Below are 19,331 nucleotides of genomic sequence, written 5' to 3'. Positions count from 1 at the left end.
AGGAGCGTACTATCGCGCGCCTTCACCGTTCCTCTTGCCCTGCGGATAGAAGGTCTCGCCCCTGGACAGCATGGCGACGAACTTCGCGATGTTCCGTTCCTTCGCCGCATCGGTCTTCAATTGGGACAGGCGGAAGAACAGGGCGAACCGGTTCTGCGACGTCAGGGTGCGGTAGGTCGCGAGCGCATCGGTGTCGGCCTCGATCGCGGCCAGAAGCTCGGGGGGCATCTCGGCGGTCGCGGGACCGGCGTACGCGCGCTCCCACCGGCCGTCGGCCTGGGCCGCCGCGACGGCCCGCTCCCCCGCCTCGCGCATCCGTCCCTCGGCACGCAGCCTGTCCACATAGGTCCGGTTGCGCGCCGACCACATGCTCCGCGGACCGCGGGGGGTGAAGCGCTGCAGGTAGCTGCCCTCATCGCGACTTCTCGCCTGCCCGTCGATCCAGCCGAAGCAGAGTGCCTCGTCGAGGGCCAGCGCGTAGGTGAGGGCCGTCGTCGTCCCGCCCTTCTTGTGCTCGATCAGCCAGACGCCGGGCGAGGAGGCGTGGTTCTCCTCCAGCCAGGTCCGCCATGCGGGGGCGTCGGGCAGCAGGAGCTCGGGGAGTTCGGCCTTCATGCCAACACCTTAGGGCTCCTCGCTCCGACCGCCTACCGACTTGCTAGCATCCTGGGCGTGACCGACGAACCAAAGGGGCAGTTCACCATGGACCTGCCCCCGGACCCGGGGCGCGAGGTGGGGCACCGCGGTATCGACGAGCCCCCCCCCCCCCCCCCCCCCCCCGCCTGTCCGCGTCCGTGGAACAGTCCTTCCGCGCCTATCCCAGGGAGAACTGATGCTCCGCGTGCGCCTTCTTGTCCACACCTCCGATGTCCCCGCGGCCGCCGGTTTCCTCCGGGCCCTCGGACTCCACCCCGCGCAGGAGCCCTTCCCGGACGCGTCCCCCTCCGTGTTCGACGCCGGCAGCGGCAGGGTGGCCCTGCGGTCCTGCCGGGCGGGGAGTGCGGAAGACGGCCGCACCGCCCTCGCGTTCGACGTCGGTGACGTCCGCGAGTTCGCACGCCGGACGGTGGAGGCCGGCACCGCCGTCGAGCTGTCCGCGGAGGGTGCCGGCCTCTCCGCGCGGATCACGGCACCCGACGGTACGTCCTTCCTCGCGGACGAGGGTCCACGCGAGACGGGCGCGCCCGCGTCCCCGTTGTCGGTCCTCGCCCTCTGGCACACGCCCGATGTCCTTCCCGCCACCCGGGTCCTGGGTGACATGGGAGCCAGGTCCGGGAACAACGCGGGCGAGGGCGCGCGGCACGACTTCCGCGCGAAGAACGGCGGCATCGTGTCCGTCCGGCCCGCAGGACACCGAGACGTGGAGCTCGCGTTCGCGTACGACGGCGACGTCCGGGACCTCGCCGGGGACCTCGGCGCCGGTGGCTTCGACCCCGTGGTGGCCGACGAGGGGCCCGGGCGGTCCGTGTGGATCCGCGCGCCCTGGGGTGCCGGGATCCGGATCCACGAGGAGCAGCGGGACTCCTCCGGATGAACCCTCCCACCACCGGCGATGCCACCGGTGATGCCGCGGGTGGGCGCGGCCGTCGGCCACGGGACCGGCCCCCGCGATTCAGCCACGGGCCGAAGCACCGCGTGCCGCAGGGAGCTTGTCGGGAGTCTGCTATAGAACTGGGGTATGAACGTACGCACCCCTGATCCCAACCCGGGCTGGCTCTCCGAAGAAGACCTGTACGAGGCCCGCCGCCGCCTGCCGATGGTCTACGTGGAGGCGATCCCGGTGCGTTGCGACGCCCTGGGCTACGTCAACGAGGTGGGGCTGCTCCTCCAGGCGAACGAGCAGGGCGAGATGCTGCGCACCTTCGTCTCCGGCCGCGTCATGTACCGGGAGACCATCCGGGCCGCGCTCCTGCGCCACCTCGAGAAGGACCTGGGGCCGCTCGCCCTGCCGCAGCTGGCGCCGTCGCCCCTGCCCTTCACGATCGCCGAGTATTTCCCGTCCCCCTCCGAGACCGGCCTGACCGACGACCGCCAGCACGCCGTCGCCCTCGCGTACATCATCCCCGTGACCGGCGAGTGCGCTCCGCGGCAGGACGCCCTCGAGCTGTCCTGGCTGACGCCCGCCGAGGCACTGGGCCCCGCCATCCAGGCCGAGCTCTCGGGCGGGCGGGGAGACCTGCTGCGCCAGGCTCTCGCCCACGCCGGCTGGGGTCGCTAGACGGGACCGGGCACCCGCCGGCACCCGCGTTGACGTATCGTGAAACGGGCGCTCCGGGGCGCCGAAGCACATCCAGGGGGCTACTGGCAGAGGTTGGCACGACGTACATGATGGACAAAGGAAGCAGGACAGGGCTGCGCGCGGTCCCGGCCGAGGCGCTCACGGCCGGCGACGTCCTGGCACTCCCCGACGGCGACACACTGGCGGAGGTCTCCGCGGTCGCCGTGGAGAACGACGATTTTGGCGTACCCGCGCTCGTCGTCGCGACGGTCGCCGAGGGGCGCCGCATCTCGATCGCCACGGGATCGATGGTCTACCTCGAACCGGCGGACGCCGAGATCGGCGTGTCCGCCGTCGCCGCCGACCACGGCTCCCCCGAGGCTCTCGTGGCGCAGATCGCGCTGGGACACCCGGACAGCGCGACGGTCCAGGAGGTTGCCGGACGACTGGCGCGCGGCATCAACCTCAAGTCCGGCAGCAATCTCCAGGACCTGCACCAGCTCGCGCTCGCCCTGCTGATCGACGAGGGTGACACGGCGTCGGCCCTGACCGTCGCCGATCTGCTCGCGGACCTGCCCTTCGACGGCAACTTCGGGCGGTGGAAGTGGATCGAGGGCGGCCTCGCGATCGCCGCGTACCTCACGCGGCACGACGACGCCCGCTCGGCCCGCTACTCGGCGGCGATCCGCGCGGCCGACGACGCCGAGACGGACCCCCTGCGGGCCAAGACCGCCGCTGTGTACCGGCAGCGCCAGCTCAACGAGCCCAACGTCTACGACCCGGAGATCCTGCGTGCCTCCGCGGCGGGGAAGACCGACGTCGAACGGGACTGGCGGGTGCTGCGCATCGGCGTGCTGCTGTACCTGCGGGCACACGGCGGGTCCGAGACGCTGAGCCGCGACGCCCTCGAGCGGCGCATCGCGGCCGAACTGGCCGCCGTCGGAGCGCTCAACGACCAGCTCGCCGCCGACTAGTCCGGCCCCGGCTCGGGCTCTGCGGCGGGCCGACCGCCCGCGGGCTGGCAAAATAGGGTGGTGCACCCACAGTCCCAGCAGTCCTCATTCGCCTTCTCCGTCTCCAGCCGCCTCGAGGACACGACGCCCGGGGCGGGGAGCGGCGGACGGCGGCACGGGCGGACCGGGACGATCACCACGCCGCACGGCGAGATCCGGACACCGGCGTTCATCCCCGTGGGCACCAAGGCCTCCGTGAAGGCGGTCCTGCCCGGTTCGATGGCCGAGCTCGGCGCCCAGGCCCTGCTCGCCAACGCGTACCACCTGTACCTGCAACCCGGCGCGGACATCCTCGACGAGGCCGGCGGGCTGGGCGCCTTCATGAACTGGCCCGGTCCCACCTTCACCGACTCCGGCGGCTTCCAGGTGATGAGCCTCGGCTCGGGGTTCAAGAAGGTCATCACCATGGATGTCCCCGTGGACGCCGAGAAGGCCGGCGCCGACGACCGCGTGGCCGTCGGGAAGGAGCGCCTCGCGCACATCGACGACGACGGCGTCTGGTTCAAGAGCCACCTCAACGGCGACCGCCATCGGTTCACGCCCGAGATCTCGATGCAGGTGCAGCACCAGCTCGGCGCGGACGTGATGTTCGCCTTCGACGAGCTCACCACGCTCATGAATTCGCGCGGCTACCAGGAGGAGTCCCTCGAACGGACGCGCCTGTGGGCGCTGCGCTGCATCGCGGAGCACGAGCGGCTCACCGCCGAGCGCAGCCACCGCCCCTATCAGGCCCTGTTCGGCGTCATCCAGGGCGCGCAGTACGAGGACCTGCGCCGGAAGGCCTCCGCCGACCTCGGCGGCATGAACTTCGACGGCTTCGGCATCGGCGGCGCGCTCGAGAAGGAGAACCTCGGCACGATCCTCGGCTGGTGCAGCGACGAGCTCCCCGAGGACAAGCCCCGCCACCTGCTCGGCATCTCCGAACCGGACGACCTGTTCACGGGCATCGAGAACGGCGCCGACACGTTCGACTGCGTCTCCCCGACCCGCGTGGCCAGGAACTCGGCCTTCTACACGCCGGACGGCCGGTGGAATCTCTCGAACGCCCGGTTCCGGCGTGACTTCACGCCGCTGGTCGAGGGCTGCGACTGCTACACGTGCACCCATTACACCCGCGCCTACATCCACCACCTGTTCAAGGCCAAGGAGATGGTCTCCGCGACGCTCATCTCCATCCACAACGAGCGCTTCGTGGTGCGCATGGTCGGCGACGCTCGGGCAGCCATCGAGGACGGCACCTTCTACGACCTGAAGGCGGAGGTGCTGGGGCGGTACTACGCCTAGCGAGTCCGCACTGTTTCTGAACGTGTTCAATTCAGGGCTACACTGCGAATTGAACATGTTCAGAAGAGGAGCCCGATGTCGACCCCGACCGCCAAGAGCGAAGCCACCCGGGAGCTGCTGGTGTCCACCGCGCTCCGGCTCTTCCGCGACGTGGGCTACGAGAAGACGACCATGCGCGCCATCGCCTCGGCCGCGAACGTCTCCACCGGCAGCGCGTACTACTACTTCGCGTCCAAGGACGATCTCGTGCACGAGCTCTACCGCAGCCTGCAGGAGGAGCACCGCGCGCGCGTCCTTCCGTTGCTGCGTGAGGGCCAGAACCTCGGCGAGCTCCTGCGGCTCGTGCTGAACTCCGGCATCGACGTCATGGCTCCGTACCACGACTTCGGCTCGAACTTCATCAGCATCGCCATCAAACCCTCGGCGACGACGAGTCCCTTCGGCAGCGAGTCCGCCGTCGCACGCGCCCGGGCCATCACCCTGTTCCGGCAGGCCGTCACCCTGTCGAGGCCGCAGCCGCCGCTCGCCATCCGCGACGACCTGCCCGAGCTCCTCTGGTACGCCTACATGGCCGTGACGCTCTTCTGGGTGTACGACTCCTCCCCCGACCAGGTCCGCACGCGCCGGCTCATCCACCAGGCAGCGCCCCTGATCTCGAAGCTCGTGATCCTCTCCCGCCTCCCCGTGGTCCGGAAGATCGTCGAGGACATCGTGCAGCTGATCCGGGGGACGCGCGGATGAGCGAGGCGGCCGGGACACCGGACCACGAACCACCGGACGACGACGCACGGCCGGCTGCGCTCCACCGCGTGACCTTCGGCCCGGGCGCCGTCGCCGTCGGGTTCCTCGTGGGGCTCACCGTCCTCGCGCTCGCCTTCGCCTCCTCGTGGGGGGCCGACGCACCCCGGGTCTTCCTGCTGGCGCTCTGGTACGGCCTCGGCGTGGGCCTGGTCACGGGACTGCCACTCGGGATCGCCCTGGGGTTCCTCCTGCGGCCGGTCCGGAACCAGTGGATCCACGTCGGGGCCTTCTTCGCGGGTTTCGCGGTCGTGGCCTTCCTCGTCACCACCCTGCTCTCCCCCTCCACCCTCCTCGGGGACAGCCTCCCCGCCGCCCTCATCATCGGAGGCGCGGCCGCTGTGGCCCGCGCCAGTATCTGGAAGCTGGTCCGTGAGCCATGAACATCACCCCGGGCACTCCCGCCATCGGCACCGTCGTCCTCGCCGGTGCCTCGGGCTTCATCGGCAGCCACCTGGCCCGCCGTTTCGCCGAGGCCGGCGCCGAGGTCCGGATCATCGGCCGCTCGGGACCCGCCGTGTGGGGTGACACGAAGGCCATCGCCACCGCACTCGACGGCGCCGATTTGCTGATCAACCTCGCCGGACGCAGCGTGAACTGCCGCTACACCAGGCGGAACGCGGACGCGATCTTCTCCTCCCGCGTGGACACCACGGAGGAACTCGGCCGCGCCCTCGCCCTGTGCCGGACCGGCGGTGGCACACCCCCGCCGGTATGGATCAACGCCAGCACCGGCACCATCTACCGCCACGCGACGGACAGGCCGCAGACGGAGGACGACGGCGACCTCGGCACCGGCTTCTCCGTCTCGGTGGCACGGGCGTGGGAACGGGCACAGGCAGACGCCGACACCCCGGACGTGCGGAGGGTCGCGTTGCGCCTCTCGATCGTGCTCGGGCCCGGCAGCGTGATGACGCCCCTGACCGTCCTCGCGCGGACCGGGCTGGGAGGCCCGATGGGGAGCGGCGCGCAGAAGTTCAGCTGGGTGCACCTCGAGGACGTCTTCCGCGCGGTGGTCTTCATCGCCGACACGCCGTCCCTCTCCGGGCCCGTGAACGTCGCAGCGCCCGAGGTGGTGACGAACGCGGACCTGATGGCCGCCGTCCGGCAGCGCCTGCGCATCCCCGGGGGCCTGCCGACCCCCGCCTGGCTCCTGGAGCTCGGCGGGAGGATCATCCGCACCGAGCCCGAACTCGTGCTCAAGAGCCGCTGGGTGAGCCCGCGCAGGCTGCTCGACGCCGGCTTCGACTTCACCTACCCCACCCTGGCGTCCGCGCTCGACGACATCCTCGTCCGGGATCCAGTGGCCGCCCCGGAGCCGGTTCGGGCAGACTAGGGGAATGCCCGAGACCCAGACTCCCGTATCGCCCGCCGTCACGCTCACCATCGCCGGTTCCGAGGCGACGGGCGGCGCCGGCGCCCAGGCCGACCTCAAGACGTTCCAGGAGCTCGACGTCTACGGCATCGTGGCGCTGACCTGCATCGTCTCCTTCGACCCGAAGAACGACTGGCAGCACCGTTTCGTACCCGTGGACCAGCAGGTGATCGCCGACCAGCTCGAGGCCATCCAGTCCTGCTACCCGCTGCGCACGGTCAAGCTGGGGATGCTCGGTACCCCCGCGACCATCGACACCGTGGCCACTGCCCTGAAGAGCCAGGAGTGGGACAACGTGGTCCTGGATCCGGTCCTGATCTGCAAGGGGCAGGAGCCCGGTGCGGCGCTCGACACCGATCAGGCCCTGAAGGCGGCCATCCTGCCGCTGGCTACCTTCGTGACGCCCAACCACTTCGAGGCGGAGTCACTCTCCGGCATCACCATCGAGTCCCTCGAGGACCTCAAGGAAGCCGCCCGCATCATCCACCGGCAGAGCGGCGCCGTGGTGCTCGCCAAGGGCGGCGTGCGCATCGCGGGGCCCGACGCCGTGGACGTCTACTTCGACGGCGAGACCCTGGAGGTGCTGTCCGCGCCGAAGGTCGGCGAGGTCGCCGTCAGCGGCGCCGGCTGCACGCTCGCGGCGGCCGTCGCCGCCGAGCTCGCCAAGGGCGCGGCACCGCTCGACGCCGCCCGCACCGCCAAGGCCTTCGTGACCGAGGGCATCCGCAACCGGATCGCGTCCAACGCGCCGTTCGACGCGGTGTGGCAGGGCGGCGCCCGCTCCTAGCAGGGAGGAACGGCGCATCGTGAGCTCCGCCGCAGACCAGCACGGGGATGCATCCCGGGACGAACCCGCCGCGGGGCCGGCGTCGGACGACGACGGACGCGGTGAGAGCAGCAACCAGCGGCTCGACCGGAACTGGCAGGAGATGCTGCAGGAGCTGCGGGTCATGCAGACCGGCATCCAGATCCTGACCGGGTTCCTGCTGACCCTGCCGTTCCAGAGCCGGTTCGCCGAGCTCGACGACACGCAGGTACTGGTCTACCTGTGCCTGGTCTGCCTGTCGGCCCTGATCACGGCCCTGGTGCTGTCCTCGGTCAACCTGCACCGCGTGCTCTTCGGCCTGCGCGTGAAGGCGACGCTCGTGCGGCATACCGCCGTCATCATCCAGGCGACGATCGCGTGCGTGGGGCTCGTGCTCGCGGGCACCGCCTGGCTGATCTTCGACCTCGTGGTCGGCCGGACTGCGGGGTTCGTCGTGGCGGCTACGATCCTGATCCTGGTGCTGCTGCTGTGGGTGGTCTACCCGCTGGTCCTCCGCCGTCGTGCCGTGGCGAACCGCTCCGCCCCCTGAGCGCTCACGGTGCCGTGGGCGCGGGGCTGGGGGTCGGCGTCGCGCCGTCCTCGGGCGCACAGGTCAGCCCCGCCGGTGTGATGTCCACCCTCTCCGGCGGTACGAGGCCGGCGTAGGCGGTGCCGAGGATGACGTCGACAGTCCTGTCCTCCCGCTCGTCGGCCACGTAGATGGAATCCGGGAAGGCGCGCTGCACCGTGAACGCGTTGGCCCGCCCGCCCTCGCCCGAGACGATGATCGCCGTCCTGGCGGAGGATCCGCCCTCGCGGTTGCCGATGTCGCGTACCGCGAACGCCCGGCTGCGGAGCTGCTCCGCCGCCGCCCCGGCGAGCCCGTCGATCGTCGTGCTGTTGTAGACGTTGACGGTGATCGCGCTCGGGTCCTGATAGTCGAACGGACCGGTCGGGCAGGTCGAGGTGGGCTTCGGGATGGCCTCGGCGGAGCCGAGGCTGATGTCGCCGCGCGCGAGGCCGAGGGCCACGACGACGCCGGCGGCCACCAGCCCGACGAGCACCACGAGGACCACTCCGTGGCGTATCCGGCGCATCGACGAGCGTCTCCGGCGTGCGGCGTCATCCTCCTCGAAGACGGCCCCGAGGTCGGTCTCGGTGACGATGCGGTGACCGTGCCACTCGGTCGGGTCCCGCTTCGCCTCGGCACGCTGCCGGCGCGGCGAGTCCTCCTGCCGTCGCTGCGACTCCTGGTCAGTCATCGAGCACGAGGACTCTCGCGTGCAGGATGCTCCTCTGGTGCAGTGCGGTCCGGACGGCACGGTGCAGGCCGTCCTCGAGGTACATGACCTCGTTCCACACCACCACGTGCGGGAAGAGGTCGCCGAAGAACGTGGAGTCCTCGGCGAGGAGCGCTTCGAGGTCGAGGGTCGTCTTGGTGGTCACGAGTTCATCGAGCCGCACCTGCCGTGGAGGTACTTCCGCCCAGTCCCTGGGGGTCACATGTCCATGGTCCGGGTAGGGCCGTCCGTCGTGCACTGCTTTGAAGATCACGGCTACAGCCTAGGTTGTTGCTTCAGCCGATGAAACGTGGGGGGCTCGGCGCCGCGATCCCGTGGCTCAATGGTTACGTCGTGGGTGCTGGGGGGAGCTCGCTCTCGAGCGTCGGGTAGGAGGGCTGCGCACCGGCATGCCGGACCGCGTAGGAACCGACCCGCACGGCGAACCGGACGGCGTCCCTGAGCGGCTCACCGGCCGCGAGCCGCGCCGCGAGCGCCCCGACGAAGGCATCACCGGCGCCGGTCGTGTCGACCGGGGTGACGCGCGGCGCAGGCACCGCCACCACAGGACCGCCGTCGGACACCAGGGCACCGGCACCGCCCAGCGTCATCACCACGGATGCGAAGCCGCACCCGAGGAGTGCCTCGACGACGGCCGGGTGGCCCGATGCGTCCCCGGCACCGAACTGCGCGAGGACCAGGGCACCCTCGTGCTCGTTGACGACCAGCGGATCCGCGCGCAGGAGCACGGCGGGGTCGACGGCGATGACCGGTGCGAGGTTCACGATCACGCGCCCCGAGGCCGCGCGCACGGCCGCCTCGGTCGCGGCGGCCGGCAGCTCGCCCTGGACGACGAGGACGGCCGCCTCGCCGATGAGGGCGGCGGATGCCGTGACGAGGTCCGCCGTCATCCGGGCGTTCGCGCCGGGCAGCACCACGATGGTGTTCTCGCCGTCGTCGGACACCTCGACGACCGCGACGCCCGTGCCGCCGTCGGTCCGCTCGAGGGCGCGCAGGTCGACGCCCGCCCCGGCCAGCGCCGAGAGGGCGGTGTCCGCGTAGGCGTCCGTCCCCACGGCTCCGACCATGAGGACGTCGCCGCCGAGCCGTGCGGCGGCGACCGCCTGGTTGGCGCCCTTGCCGCCGGGCAGCACCGTCATCGACCGGCCCAGCACCGTCTCGCCGGGTCCCGGGTGCCGTTCGAGCGTGACCACGAGGTCCGCGTTGATGGACCCGACGACGACGATGCCCGCTTGTTCATGCCAGCAGTCTGGCATGCGGCGTACGCGCCCTGCGGACAGGGGCGGATTCAGGGAGCGGGCGGCTCGGGAACATAATGGGATCATGCCTACGGATGCCCCTCTCGACCTGCTCCCCGATGCTCCCCCCGCTGCCGTGCCGGGTGACGGGAGGCCCGCACAGGGCCTGCTGCTCGACGTCGACGGTCCGGTGGCGAGCCCCGTCACGCGTACCGTGCCGGCGGGGATCCTCACCGACCTGCTCACGCTCGCCTCCGCGGGGTGGCCCGTCGTCTTCAACACCGGCCGCTCGGACGCCTTCATCAGGGAGCAGGTCATGGAGCCGCTGCTCGCCCTGGGCATCCCGGCCGGGATCACGTTCCACGCCGTCTGCGAGAAGGGCTCCACCTGGTTCTCGTTCACGGCCGACGGCGCAGGCCAGGTCTTCGTGGACCGCGACCTCGCCCTGCCGACCAGCTTCGCGGACGACGTGCGGGACCTCGTGGAGGAGAAGTACGCGGACCTCATGTTCTTCGACGAGACCAAACGGGGGATGGTGTCCGTGGAGCAGTCCCTCGACGCCACGAACGCCGACTACCTCGAGGGGCAGCGCGCCTTCGACAACGACGCCCTCGACATCATGCACAGCCACGACATGGGGGCGTGCCGGCTGGACCGCGAGGAACCGAACAGCAACGGGGACATCGAGTACCGCGTGGATCCGACCATCATCTCCACCGACATCGAGTCGGTGCGGGTCGGGAAGGATCTCGGAGCCGAGCGCGGCCTCACGCTCGTCGCCCCGCTCATGGAGATCCCGCGGACGTGGTGGACGGTCGGCGATTCCCGCACCGACTACGCCATGGCGGACTACCTGCACGACCAGGGGTTCGACGTCACGCACGTGGACGTGCGCCCCGCCGACGGCATCCCCGCGAAGCCCTACGAGGTGATCACCGAGGGTTCCCTGATCCACGAGGAGGCGGGAGCCGCCTTCCTCGCCCGCTGCGTGGCCTCCCTGGGCTGAGGCCGCCCGCCCGGGGCGGTGCCGGCCGGCCCGCGTCCCACGGGACAGGACGGTCCCGGGGACGGCTCAGGCGGGGCGTGCCAGGGCGTCCTCGATGGCCGCGACGACCTCGGGGGCGTCGGGCTCCACCGTGGGGGCGAAACGCGCGACGACGGCCCCCTCGCGGTCGACGAGGAACTTCTCGAAGTTCCACTTCACGAGCCCGGGCAGGACACCGTTCCTGAACTTCGTCAGCTGCCCGTACAGGGGGTGCTGGTCCTTCCCGCGGACGTCGCCCTTGGACATCAGCGGGAACGTCACGCCGAACGTGGTGGAGCAGAACGCGGCGATCTCGTCGTCGTTCCCCGGCTCCTGGCCCATGAACTGGTTGCAGGGCATGCCGAGTACCACGAGGCCCTCCCCGGCGTACTTCCCGTAGAGCTCCTCGAGCCCGGCGTACTGGGGGGTGAAACCGCATTTGGACGCCACGTTCACCACCAGGACAGGCCGCCCGCGGAACGCGCCGAAGGACGTCCGGGTGCCGTCGGTCATGGTGAGGTCGATCTCGTACAGGTCGGACGAGGACATGGCTGCTCCCTGGTAGGTGGTGGTCCCCCTGCTTCGTCCCGCTCCGCGGTCCGGATGGCCGGACCGGCCTGGCAGGAGCAAACGGGCGCGGGGATACGTTGGAAGGAAGGGCGGCCGCACCGGCCGCCGGATCCGCTGCAGGTCACCAACAGGATAGGTCGTGGCATGGGAATCATCGACACGTGGAAGCTCCAGCTCAGAACCACGTTCACCGACGGCGACCCCGCGATCCCCCAGTGGCAGTTCGAGTTCGAGAACGGCGACGACGTCGGCTTCTTCCCCGTCGGTTCGGCGGTGTGGACGGTGCACAGCTCGATGACGCCGACCGTCGCCGGCATCCGCGCACTCCTCCTGCAGACGCTGCACCCCGGCGCGATGGCCGGCGTCCACGCGCACTCGAGTTTCCGTGAGGAGCCACTCGGGCGGCTCGCCAACACCATCCGCTGGATCTTCACCGTCACCTACGGTTCGAAGGTCGCCGCCCGGGAGGGGTCCGCGTTCGTCCAGCGGCTCCACACCCGCGTCAAGGGCACCTATACGGACAGCCGCGGTGCGGAGCGGCCCTATTCCGCGGCCGATCCTGATCTCACCCGGTGGGTGCACCTGGCGTTCACCGACGCCTTCGTGGCCGCCCACGCCGCCTACGGTGGCCCGATCCCAGGGGGAACGGACCGGTACGTGGCGGAGTGGGCGCACGCGGGCCACCTGATGGGCCTCGAGGACCCGCCACGGTCCGAGGCGGAGCTCCGGGAGCAGCTCGCGGCGTTCGACGGCGAACTCAGGAACAGCGACCAGGTGCAGGAGGCGCTCACCTACATCCGCCGTCCGCCCCTGCCGCGCTCGCAGCGCCTCGGGTACCGGATCCTCTTCGCGGGGGCGGTGGCGACCCTCGAGCCGAGGCATCGCGAGATGCTCGGACTCCGGGTGCCGTCCCTCGGGCCGATCCCCCTGCCCATCCGGACGGCGGTCCGGCTGGTCCTCGGGGTGATCCGGCTGGGGCTCGGCCCCGAGGGTCCTGCGGAGGCCGCCGCGAAGAAGCGCATCCGCCGCCTGGGCGGTACGGCCGACCCGTCGATCGCCTGATCTCATCGGGCGCTTAAAGCAGCTGAACCCCGGCCGCGGGGCCGGGGTTCAGCTGTGCTTCGAGCGGAGGATGGGGGATTTGAACCCCCGAGGGCGTTAACCCAACACGCGTTCCAGGCGTGCGCCATAGGCCGCTAGGCGAATCCTCCTCATTTGGAGCAGATACCAGAATACCCATACAAGCGGATCCTGCCGAATCGTCGGTGGGTGGCCCGTCGCGCCGCGTCGCGGCCACGGGCCTTGGGGAGCCGGTGGGACTGACCCATACTCGAGGCATGAACGAGCAGTTCCGTGCCCCCTAGCGACCTCGCCCCGACGAGACGGGCCTCGCCCGATCGGCCGCCGAGCCGCCCCGATCTCGCCCGGTTCCCCGTGCTGTCCGCCATGCTGGCCCTCGCGCTCACGCTCGCGCTGACCAGTGGCGGTTACGGTTATCACCGCGACGAGTTGTACTTCAGGATGCTCGATCCCGCCTGGGGATACGTGGACCAGCCGCCCCTGACCCCCCTGATGGTGCAGGCACTCAGCGCCATCGTGGACCAGCCCTGGGCCATCCGCGTGCCGGCCATCCTCGCAGCCGCGGGGTCCGTGCCCGTCATGGCGCTGATCACCCGTGAGCTCGGAGGGGGCCGGAATGCCCAGTCCCTGGCCGCGTGGGGCTACGCGTCCGCGTCCACCCCGCTGCTCATGGGGCACGTCATGCTGACCGCCTCGCTCGACCTCCTGGTCTGGCCGGCGATCGGGCTCCTCATGATCCGCGCGTTCCTGCGGAACCAGGACAGATGGTGGTACGCCACCGGCGTGGTGGTCGGCCTGAGCATGTACAACAAGCTCCTGGTAGCGGGCCTCCTGGTGTCGTTCGCCGTCGGGCTCCTGATCACAGGACCACGCACGGCACTGTGGTCGCGGGGTGCCCTCGCAGCGGCCGGGCTGGCGCTGGTGGTCGGCGCCCCGAACCTGCTCTACCAGGCCACGCACGGCTGGCCGCAGGTCACCATGGGCGCGGCACTGTCCGGGAACAACGCCGGCGAGGTGCGGGCCACCATGTGGCTGTTCCTGGTGGTGCTCCTGGGTCCGTTCCAGGTGCCTGTCTGGATCGCCGGGCTGGTCTCGCTGTGGTGCCGCCCCACCTGGCGCCCCGTCCGGTTCCTCGCCGCCGCGTTCCCCGTGCTGCTCCTGCTCGCCTTCGCGGTCGGAGGCCAGATCTACTACCCGTCCGGCTTGCTGGCCGTCCTCTACGCCGCGGGGTGCGTGCCCGCCGCGGCGTTCCTGGCGGGGCGGACCGTCTGGCGTCGGACGATGGTGGCCGGCCTCGCCCTCAACGCGGTGATCGCGGGCGTGATCGCCCTGCCCCTGCTGCCCGAACCGGTCCTCGGCGTCAGCCCCGTGCCCGGGATCAACCAGCTGGCGGCGGACCAGATCGGCTGGCCCGCGTACGTGCGCCAGATCGCCGAGGTCCATCGGACGCAAGCGCCCGGGACCGTCATCATCACGAGCAACTACGGCGAGGCCGGCGCCGTGGCGCGGTACGGCCCGGACCTCGGCCTGCCCCACCCCTACAGCGGGCACAACGAGCTGTACTTCGCCGCGCAGCCGCCCGAGGGCTCGACGACGGCGATCATCGTCGGCGGCCAGGCGGATAGCGTGCGTCGGCTCTTCGAGGCCTGCAGGGTGGCCGCCACCCTCGACAACGGCGTCGGTGTCGACAACGAGGAGCAGGGCCGGCCGATCATGGTCTGCACCGAACCCCTCCGGCCCTGGAGCGAGACCTGGCCGTCGTTTCAGCACTTCGATTGAGAGCCTGTACACTATTTCCCGGCCCCTCATGTGGTGTCATCCTGTGAACTCCCCCAGGACCGGAAGGTAGCAAGGGTAAGCGGGCTCTGGCAGGTGCATGGGGGGTCTTCACTTTAAGCGAGCGCGGCGGGAGGTCGGACGTGGCAGGCAAGGGCGCCGGCCGGTTTGCCCCCAGCCCCTCCGGGCAGCTGCACGTCGGCAACCTCCGCACCGCCGTCGTCGCCTGGCTCTTCGCCCGCTCGACGGGCAGGAGCTTCCTCATCCGGGTCGAGGACCTGGACCGCGTCCGGGCCGGAGCGGAGGCCGAACAGCTGGCTGAGCTGTCCGCGCTGGGGCTCGCGTCCGATGAGCCCGTCATCCGCCAGAGCGAGCAGGCGGACCGCTACGAGCGGGCGCTCGAGCACCTGCAGGCACGTGGACTGGTGTACGAGTGCTTCTGCACCCGCCGGGACGTCGCCGAGGCCGCCAGCGCGCCGCACGGCCGGCCCGGCTTCTACCCGGGCACCTGCCGGGGGCTCAGCGAGGACGAACGGGAACGACGGCGTACGCAGCGGCGTCCGGCGCTGCGCCTGGCCTCCGCCGTCGGGACCTGGAGCATCGAGGACCTGCTGGCCGGGCAGGTCACGGCACCGGTGGACGATTTCGTGCTGCGGAGGAACGACGGCGTCATCGCCTACAACCTCGCGGTCGTCGTCGACGACGCCGCCCAGGGGATCGACCAGGTGGTGCGGGGGGACGACCTGCTCGACTCCGCTCCACGGCAGGCCTATTTGGCCTCCCTCCTCGGGCTGCCGGCCCCCACCTACGCCCATATGCCGCTGGCCGTCTCGCCGGAAGGCCGCCGCTTGGCAAAACGGGACGGCGCTGTGACACTTGAGGACCTCGCGCGGCTGGGGTGGTCACCGCTCGCGGTGCTGGACGTCATCCTGGCGTCGCTCGGCCTTCCCGGCGGGTCGCTCGGGGCGGCGCTCGCCTCGTTCGACCCCGTCCGGCTGCCGCGGAACCCGTGGGTCGTGGACCCTGCAGCGTTGTTCTCCACCCCCGCCGGCCCGGCATGCAAACCGTCAGCACCAACCGATAAGGTTCTTCCGTGAGTACAGCCCTCTACCGCCGCTACCGCCCCGAGACCTTCGCGGACGTCATCGGCCAGGAGCATGTCACCGAACCCCTGATGGCGGCCATCGACAAGGACCGCATCAACCACGCCTACCTGTTCTCCGGGCCCCGCGGGTGTGGCAAGACCACGTCGGCGCGTATCCTCGCCCGCTGCCTCAACTGCGCCCAGGGGCCCACCTCCACGCCCTGCGGCACGTGCGACAGCTGCGTCGAACTGGCCCGCAACGGGTCCGGCAGCCTCGACGTCATCGAGATCGACGCCGCCAGCCACGGCGGTGTGGACGATGCCCGCGACCTCCGCGAGCGCGCCACCTTCGCGCCCGTCCGCGACCGCTTCAAGATCTTCATCATCGACGAGGCGCACATGGTCACGTCGGCAGGCTTCAACGCCCTCCTGAAGATCGTCGAGGAGCCACCGGAGCACATCCTGTTCATCTTCGCGACCACGGAACCGGACAAGGTGATCGGCACCATCCGCTCGCGGACGCACCACTACCCGTTTCGGCTCGTTCCGCCCGAACCCCTCATGGCCTACCTGGAGCAGCTCTGCCGGCAGGAGAACGTCCCGGTGGCACCCGGCGTGCTCTCGCTCGTGATCCGCGCGGGCGGAGGCTCCGTACGGGACTCCCTCTCCGTGCTCGACCAGCTGATGGCCGGCGCCGGCGAGAACGGCCTCGACTACGAGCTCGCGGTCTCACTCCTCGGCTACACGCACGCCACGCTGCTCGACGACGTCGTCGAGTCCGTCGCCGCCGGGGACGCCGCCACCGTGTTCAACGCCGTCGACCGCGTGATCCAGACAGGGCACGACCCCCGCCGCTTCGTCGAGGACCTGCTGGAGCGCTTCCGCGACCTGATCGTCATCAACGCCGTGCCTGAGGGTGCCGCGTCGATCCTGCGTGGCGTCCCGGACGACCAGCTGAACCGCATGCGCTCCCAGGCCAACCAGCTCGGGGCGGGAGAGCTGTCCCGAGCGGCGGACGTCACCAACACCGCACTGACCGAGATGACGGGTGCCACCTCGCCGCGCCTGCACCTCGAGCTCCTGTGCGCCCGGCTGCTGCTCCCCGCTGCGGATGCCACCGTCCGCGGCACCCTGGCGCGAGTGGACCGCATCGAGCGCCGCCTCGAATATGCCGGCGGCGCGCCCGTCCCCGAGGCCGGCACCCCCGCCGACGACGTGCCGAAGGCGCCCGCACGCCCCCGGCTCGACGTCCCCAGGACCGCAGAAGAGGCGGCGGCCCGCTGGTCGCTGCCCGCCGCCGATCCCGCGGCACCCGCCGTCCCTGCCGCGGCTCCGGGCGCCCACTCCCCCGCCGTCCCTGCAGCCTCCCGCGTCAACGGGTCGGGCGCGGCGGCGACGGCCGACTCCTCCCCCGACTGGGGCGGGAGCTGGGGCGTGTCCACGGACTCCGCGTTCGCCGATCCCGAACCGAAGAAGGGTGGAGCGACGCAGCAGCCGACGGCGGGCGGGCCTTCGGGTACCTCCGGCCAGGCCGCGCCTGCACCGGGAGCTCCCGCGACCCCGGGGTCCGGCACGACGACCGACCGGCCGGCGGACGCCCGGAGTCACACCACGGGTGACCCGGCGGCCCGGGCTGCTTCGCCGGAGACCTCGGCACAGCCCGTAGCACCGGCACCCCTGGGCGCGCAGCACGACGGGCAGGCCCCCACGGGCGACCTCGAGCAGCGGGCGTCGGGCGCCGGGCAGCCTTCGGGCGCCGACCGGCGTTCCGGTGCCGCGGACGGTCCCACGGCCGAGGCCCCGGCTCGCGGTGGCGATACCGCGCCGTCGTGGGGTGCGCCAGCACAACCGCAGGGACGGAAGCAGAGCCCCGCGCAGGCCTCACCCCACCAGGGCCCGGCGCAGCCCCAGCAGGATTCGGCGCAGCATGGTTCGGCGCAGCATGGTTCGGCGCAGCCTGGTTCGGCGCAGCATGGTTCGGCGCAGCCTGGTTCGGCGCAGCCACAGCAGGGCCCTGTGCAGCCACAGCAGGGCCCGCAGGTCCCGGCGCAGCCGCAGCAGGGGGCCCGCCGCCCGGAACCGGTCCAGACGGGGCAGACCGGCGCGCCTGCTCCTTCGGGCGGATCCGGCGGCAGCGTCGAGATGATCCGCCGGGCGTGGCCCGAGATCATGGACGAGGTCGCCCACATCAAGCGGGCCACCTGGCTGATCGTCAATGTCTCGGCGAAGCCGCGCTCCTTCGAGGGCAACCAGCTGGTCCTGGCCTTCGCCAATCAGGGCAACGCGATCGGTTTCCAGCGTGGCCCTCACATGGACAACGTGAAGCAGGCCATCCACAAGGTCCTCGGACTCACGTGTTCCATCGAGGCGGTCCACGACGCCGGCGGGGCAGGTGAGTCGGGCCCAAAAGTACCGGCCCGTCAGGCGGCCCCGGACAGTAACCCGGGCCTCGGCACTCCCGCGCCCCCGGTCGACCGGGGCGCAGCCAGTGGTGCCGGCGGCGCCCGGCGCGGCGACGCGCAGGCTCCCGCAGGCGCACCCGTCGAACCGCAGCCGACTCCCGGCGGCACCCGGCGCGGTGACGCGCAGGCTCCCGCGGGCGCACCCGTCGAACCGCAGCCGACTCCCGCAGCATCCGTAGCCCCTCCCGCAGCCGCCGCGGCCCCTCCTGCGGCACCGTCCACACCTGCGCCGTCCGGCGGTGCCGGCGGTGCCGGCGTCACGGGCGGCCCGGCACCGTCCTCCTCCACACCGACGCGCTCCGGAAGCCATCAGGCCACCCGTCCCGCGCCCGGAGGACCCCGACCGGCCGATATGTCAGACCCGCAGGGCGGATCTGCGGGCGACGGCAGGCCGAGGCGGACCAGCGCGCCGGAACCCCGCCGTGACGACACCCGCCGTCCGGGTCGCGCCGCAGCCTCCGCCGAGGCTCCCGCGCCCGAGGCCGTCAGCGCGTGGGATCCCTCGATGTCCGACGACTCCTGGGCGCTCGTCGAGCCCCCGGAGGAGGCCTTCGACCCCGGGGGCGACTGGGGTTCGGTACCCGAGGATCCCTACGACCGGCGCCCCAGGGAACCGCAGCGCGCGGAAGCTCGCCCTGCCGGCGCGCCCCCGGCACGCGGGGGCGGCTCTGGTGACGCCATGCAGGCCTCCGCATCTGCCCCTGCACCTGCACCTGCACCGAAGCGCGGTCCGGAAGCCGCTCCCGCAGCACCGATGACGGGACCGGCAGCGGAAGCGGCGCCGTCCCGGTCGGTGGTCTGGAGCCCTCCCGTGGCCGCGACCCCGCCCGCCTCCCCGGCAGCGGCCACACCGTCGTCGCCCGTGCTGCCGCGCGGGCTGGCAGGCGCGGGCCCCCGCGGCCCCGTGCCGGACGGGTCCCACCGGAGCGCCGGGCCCGTCGTGGCCCCCGGGCCCGGTGCGACTCCCGCACCGAACGGCGTCGTGACCGCCCCCGACCGCCCGGCTCCGGCCGAGAACATCCGGCAGAAGCCCATCAGCCGCTACCAGCAGCTCCTCGACGAGGCCGAGCGGAAGCGCGCCGAGGAGGCATCGGCCGCCCGGGGTGCCGTCGACCGCCGGTTCGTCGAGGACGAACCCAGCGCCGACGACGAGACGATCGAGGAGTCGGGGCTGGTGGGCCGTACGGCGATCGAACGCATCCTCAACGGACGGCTCGTCGAGGAACGCAGTATCGACGGACAGTGACGCGGCACCGCCCTCGCCTGCCAGACATGCCGAGGGCGGAATCAGGCCGTGGTATGC

At 71.6% G+C, this 19,331-nt stretch carries 19 protein-coding genes, 1 tRNA gene and 1 other RNA gene; 15 read left to right on the top strand and 6 right to left on the bottom strand.

The window, feature by feature from the left end:
• Positions 1–9: 9 nt before the first annotated feature.
• Positions 10–615, bottom strand: coding sequence for a YdeI/OmpD-associated family protein (locus QFZ50_RS17550; RefSeq protein ID WP_307086347.1), 606 nt, complete (start codon positions 613–615; stop codon positions 10–12).
• A gap of 217 nt (positions 616–832) precedes the next feature.
• On the opposite strand from QFZ50_RS17550, the gene QFZ50_RS17545 reads away from it, so the two are divergent.
• From QFZ50_RS17545 to QFZ50_RS17505, 9 genes are all read left to right on the top strand, one after another.
• Positions 833–1,534, top strand: a complete 702-nt coding sequence (locus QFZ50_RS17545) for a VOC family protein (RefSeq protein WP_307086345.1) — start codon at positions 833–835, stop codon at positions 1,532–1,534.
• A gap of 144 nt (positions 1,535–1,678) precedes the next feature.
• The gene (locus QFZ50_RS17540) at positions 1,679–2,218 is read left to right on the top strand and encodes an NUDIX hydrolase family protein (RefSeq protein WP_307086343.1); all 540 of its coding nucleotides are present in this window, start codon (positions 1,679–1,681) and stop codon (positions 2,216–2,218) included.
• A 107-nt stretch (positions 2,219–2,325) separates the two neighbouring features.
• On the top strand, positions 2,326–3,192 hold the full coding sequence (locus tag QFZ50_RS17535; RefSeq protein WP_307086341.1) for a DUF6707 family protein: 867 nt from the start codon (positions 2,326–2,328) through the stop codon (positions 3,190–3,192).
• A gap of 60 nt (positions 3,193–3,252) precedes the next feature.
• Positions 3,253–4,515 (top strand): tRNA guanosine(34) transglycosylase Tgt, encoded by a 1,263-nt coding sequence (tgt, locus tag QFZ50_RS17530; RefSeq protein ID WP_307086339.1) that lies wholly within the window; start codon positions 3,253–3,255, stop codon positions 4,513–4,515.
• Between the two features lie 75 nt (positions 4,516–4,590).
• Positions 4,591–5,256, top strand: coding sequence for a TetR/AcrR family transcriptional regulator (locus tag QFZ50_RS17525; protein WP_307086337.1), 666 nt, complete (start codon positions 4,591–4,593; stop codon positions 5,254–5,256).
• Positions 5,253–5,696 (top strand): hypothetical protein, encoded by a 444-nt coding sequence (locus tag QFZ50_RS17520; protein WP_307086335.1) that lies wholly within the window; start codon positions 5,253–5,255, stop codon positions 5,694–5,696. Before QFZ50_RS17525 ends, QFZ50_RS17520 begins: the two co-directional genes overlap by 4 nt.
• Entirely contained in the window at positions 5,693–6,649 is a 957-nt protein-coding gene (locus QFZ50_RS17515; RefSeq protein ID WP_307086333.1) for a TIGR01777 family oxidoreductase, read from the top strand. Before QFZ50_RS17520 ends, QFZ50_RS17515 begins: the two co-directional genes overlap by 4 nt.
• 4 nt (positions 6,650–6,653) lie before the next feature.
• Positions 6,654–7,475, top strand: a complete 822-nt coding sequence (locus QFZ50_RS17510) for a hydroxymethylpyrimidine/phosphomethylpyrimidine kinase (protein ID WP_307086330.1) — start codon at positions 6,654–6,656, stop codon at positions 7,473–7,475.
• Positions 7,476–7,494: 19 nt separating this feature from the next.
• Positions 7,495–8,043 (top strand): DUF6328 family protein, encoded by a 549-nt coding sequence (locus QFZ50_RS17505; RefSeq protein ID WP_307086329.1) that lies wholly within the window; start codon positions 7,495–7,497, stop codon positions 8,041–8,043.
• Positions 8,044–8,047: 4 nt separating this feature from the next.
• Here the strand turns inward: QFZ50_RS17505 and QFZ50_RS17500 are convergent, their stop codons facing one another.
• The 3 genes from QFZ50_RS17500 to QFZ50_RS17490 all read right to left on the bottom strand — a co-directional run bounded on the left by QFZ50_RS17500 (position 8,048) and on the right by QFZ50_RS17490 (position 10,050).
• A complete protein-coding gene (locus QFZ50_RS17500; RefSeq protein ID WP_307086327.1) occupies positions 8,048–8,755 on the bottom strand; it encodes a LytR C-terminal domain-containing protein in 708 nt (235 codons plus the stop codon).
• Entirely contained in the window at positions 8,748–9,047 is a 300-nt protein-coding gene (locus tag QFZ50_RS17495; protein WP_307086325.1) for a type II toxin-antitoxin system VapB family antitoxin, read from the bottom strand. The genes QFZ50_RS17500 and QFZ50_RS17495 overlap by 8 nt, the downstream gene beginning before the upstream one ends.
• A gap of 73 nt (positions 9,048–9,120) precedes the next feature.
• Positions 9,121–10,050 (bottom strand): ribokinase, encoded by a 930-nt coding sequence (locus QFZ50_RS17490; protein ID WP_307086323.1) that lies wholly within the window; start codon positions 10,048–10,050, stop codon positions 9,121–9,123.
• A 67-nt stretch (positions 10,051–10,117) separates the two neighbouring features.
• Here QFZ50_RS17490 and QFZ50_RS17485 point away from each other — a divergent pair, with 67 nt between their 5' ends.
• Positions 10,118–11,038, top strand: coding sequence for a hypothetical protein (locus QFZ50_RS17485; protein ID WP_307086321.1), 921 nt, complete (start codon positions 10,118–10,120; stop codon positions 11,036–11,038).
• Positions 11,039–11,104: 66 nt separating this feature from the next.
• Here QFZ50_RS17485 and QFZ50_RS17480 read toward each other — a convergent pair whose 3' ends face one another.
• Positions 11,105–11,605, bottom strand: a complete 501-nt coding sequence (locus QFZ50_RS17480) for a glutathione peroxidase (RefSeq protein WP_307086319.1) — start codon at positions 11,603–11,605, stop codon at positions 11,105–11,107.
• A gap of 165 nt (positions 11,606–11,770) precedes the next feature.
• Between QFZ50_RS17480 and QFZ50_RS17475 the strand changes: the two genes are divergently transcribed.
• Positions 11,771–12,688 carry an oxygenase MpaB family protein gene (locus tag QFZ50_RS17475; RefSeq protein WP_307086316.1) on the top strand — a complete coding sequence of 306 codons (918 nt, stop codon included), beginning with the start codon at positions 11,771–11,773 and terminating at the stop codon, positions 12,686–12,688.
• A 64-nt stretch (positions 12,689–12,752) separates the two neighbouring features.
• Here QFZ50_RS17475 and QFZ50_RS17470 read toward each other — a convergent pair.
• A tRNA-Ser gene (locus QFZ50_RS17470) sits at positions 12,753–12,837 on the bottom strand.
• 142 nt (positions 12,838–12,979) lie between these two features.
• Between QFZ50_RS17470 and QFZ50_RS17465 the strand changes: the two genes are divergently transcribed.
• The 4 genes from QFZ50_RS17465 to QFZ50_RS17450 all read left to right on the top strand — a co-directional run bounded on the left by QFZ50_RS17465 (position 12,980) and on the right by QFZ50_RS17450 (position 19,274).
• Positions 12,980–14,485, top strand: coding sequence for an ArnT family glycosyltransferase (locus tag QFZ50_RS17465; protein WP_307086314.1), 1,506 nt, complete (start codon positions 12,980–12,982; stop codon positions 14,483–14,485).
• A gap of 17 nt (positions 14,486–14,502) precedes the next feature.
• Positions 14,503–14,598, top strand: an RNA gene (gene ffs, locus QFZ50_RS17460) — signal recognition particle sRNA small type.
• Positions 14,599–14,625: 27 nt separating this feature from the next.
• The gene (gene gluQRS / locus QFZ50_RS17455) at positions 14,626–15,579 is read left to right on the top strand and encodes a tRNA glutamyl-Q(34) synthetase GluQRS (RefSeq protein ID WP_307086312.1); all 954 of its coding nucleotides are present in this window, start codon (positions 14,626–14,628) and stop codon (positions 15,577–15,579) included.
• Complete coding sequence (locus tag QFZ50_RS17450; RefSeq protein WP_307086310.1) at positions 15,576–19,274, top strand: DNA polymerase III subunit gamma and tau; 3,699 nt, start codon at positions 15,576–15,578, stop codon at positions 19,272–19,274. The genes gluQRS and QFZ50_RS17450 overlap by 4 nt, the downstream gene beginning before the upstream one ends.
• Positions 19,275–19,331: the final 57 nt, after the last annotated feature.

It is taken from the genome of Arthrobacter agilis (assembly GCF_030816075.1).
Classification (GTDB): domain Bacteria; phylum Actinomycetota; class Actinomycetes; order Actinomycetales; family Micrococcaceae; genus Arthrobacter_D; species Arthrobacter_D agilis_E.
This window is presented reverse-complemented; position numbering and strand designations above follow the sequence as displayed.

What these genes read in the sequence shown, in the direction of transcription:
- QFZ50_RS17480 (WP_307086319.1), bottom strand. Translation starts at nt 11,605, where the DNA reads ATGTCCTCGTCCGACCTGTACGAGATCGACCTCACCATGACCGACGGC.
- QFZ50_RS17545 (WP_307086345.1), top strand. Translation starts at nt 833, where the DNA reads ATGCTCCGCGTGCGCCTTCTTGTCCACACCTCCGATGTCCCCGCGGCC.
- QFZ50_RS17500 (WP_307086327.1), bottom strand. Translation starts at nt 8,755, where the DNA reads ATGACTGACCAGGAGTCGCAGCGACGGCAGGAGGACTCGCCGCGCCGG.
- QFZ50_RS17475 (WP_307086316.1), top strand. Translation starts at nt 11,771, where the DNA reads ATGGGAATCATCGACACGTGGAAGCTCCAGCTCAGAACCACGTTCACC.
- QFZ50_RS17515 (WP_307086333.1), top strand. Translation starts at nt 5,693, where the DNA reads ATGAACATCACCCCGGGCACTCCCGCCATCGGCACCGTCGTCCTCGCC.
- QFZ50_RS17485 (WP_307086321.1), top strand. Translation starts at nt 10,118, where the DNA reads ATGCCTACGGATGCCCCTCTCGACCTGCTCCCCGATGCTCCCCCCGCT.
- QFZ50_RS17550 (WP_307086347.1), bottom strand. Translation starts at nt 615, where the DNA reads ATGAAGGCCGAACTCCCCGAGCTCCTGCTGCCCGACGCCCCCGCATGG.
- QFZ50_RS17525 (WP_307086337.1), top strand. Translation starts at nt 4,591, where the DNA reads ATGTCGACCCCGACCGCCAAGAGCGAAGCCACCCGGGAGCTGCTGGTG.
- QFZ50_RS17535 (WP_307086341.1), top strand. Translation starts at nt 2,326, where the DNA reads ATGATGGACAAAGGAAGCAGGACAGGGCTGCGCGCGGTCCCGGCCGAG.
- QFZ50_RS17540 (WP_307086343.1), top strand. Translation starts at nt 1,679, where the DNA reads ATGAACGTACGCACCCCTGATCCCAACCCGGGCTGGCTCTCCGAAGAA.
- QFZ50_RS17490 (WP_307086323.1), bottom strand. Translation starts at nt 10,050, where the DNA reads ATGCCAGACTGCTGGCATGAACAAGCGGGCATCGTCGTCGTCGGGTCC.
- QFZ50_RS17520 (WP_307086335.1), top strand. Translation starts at nt 5,253, where the DNA reads ATGAGCGAGGCGGCCGGGACACCGGACCACGAACCACCGGACGACGAC.
- QFZ50_RS17510 (WP_307086330.1), top strand. Translation starts at nt 6,654, where the DNA reads ATGCCCGAGACCCAGACTCCCGTATCGCCCGCCGTCACGCTCACCATC.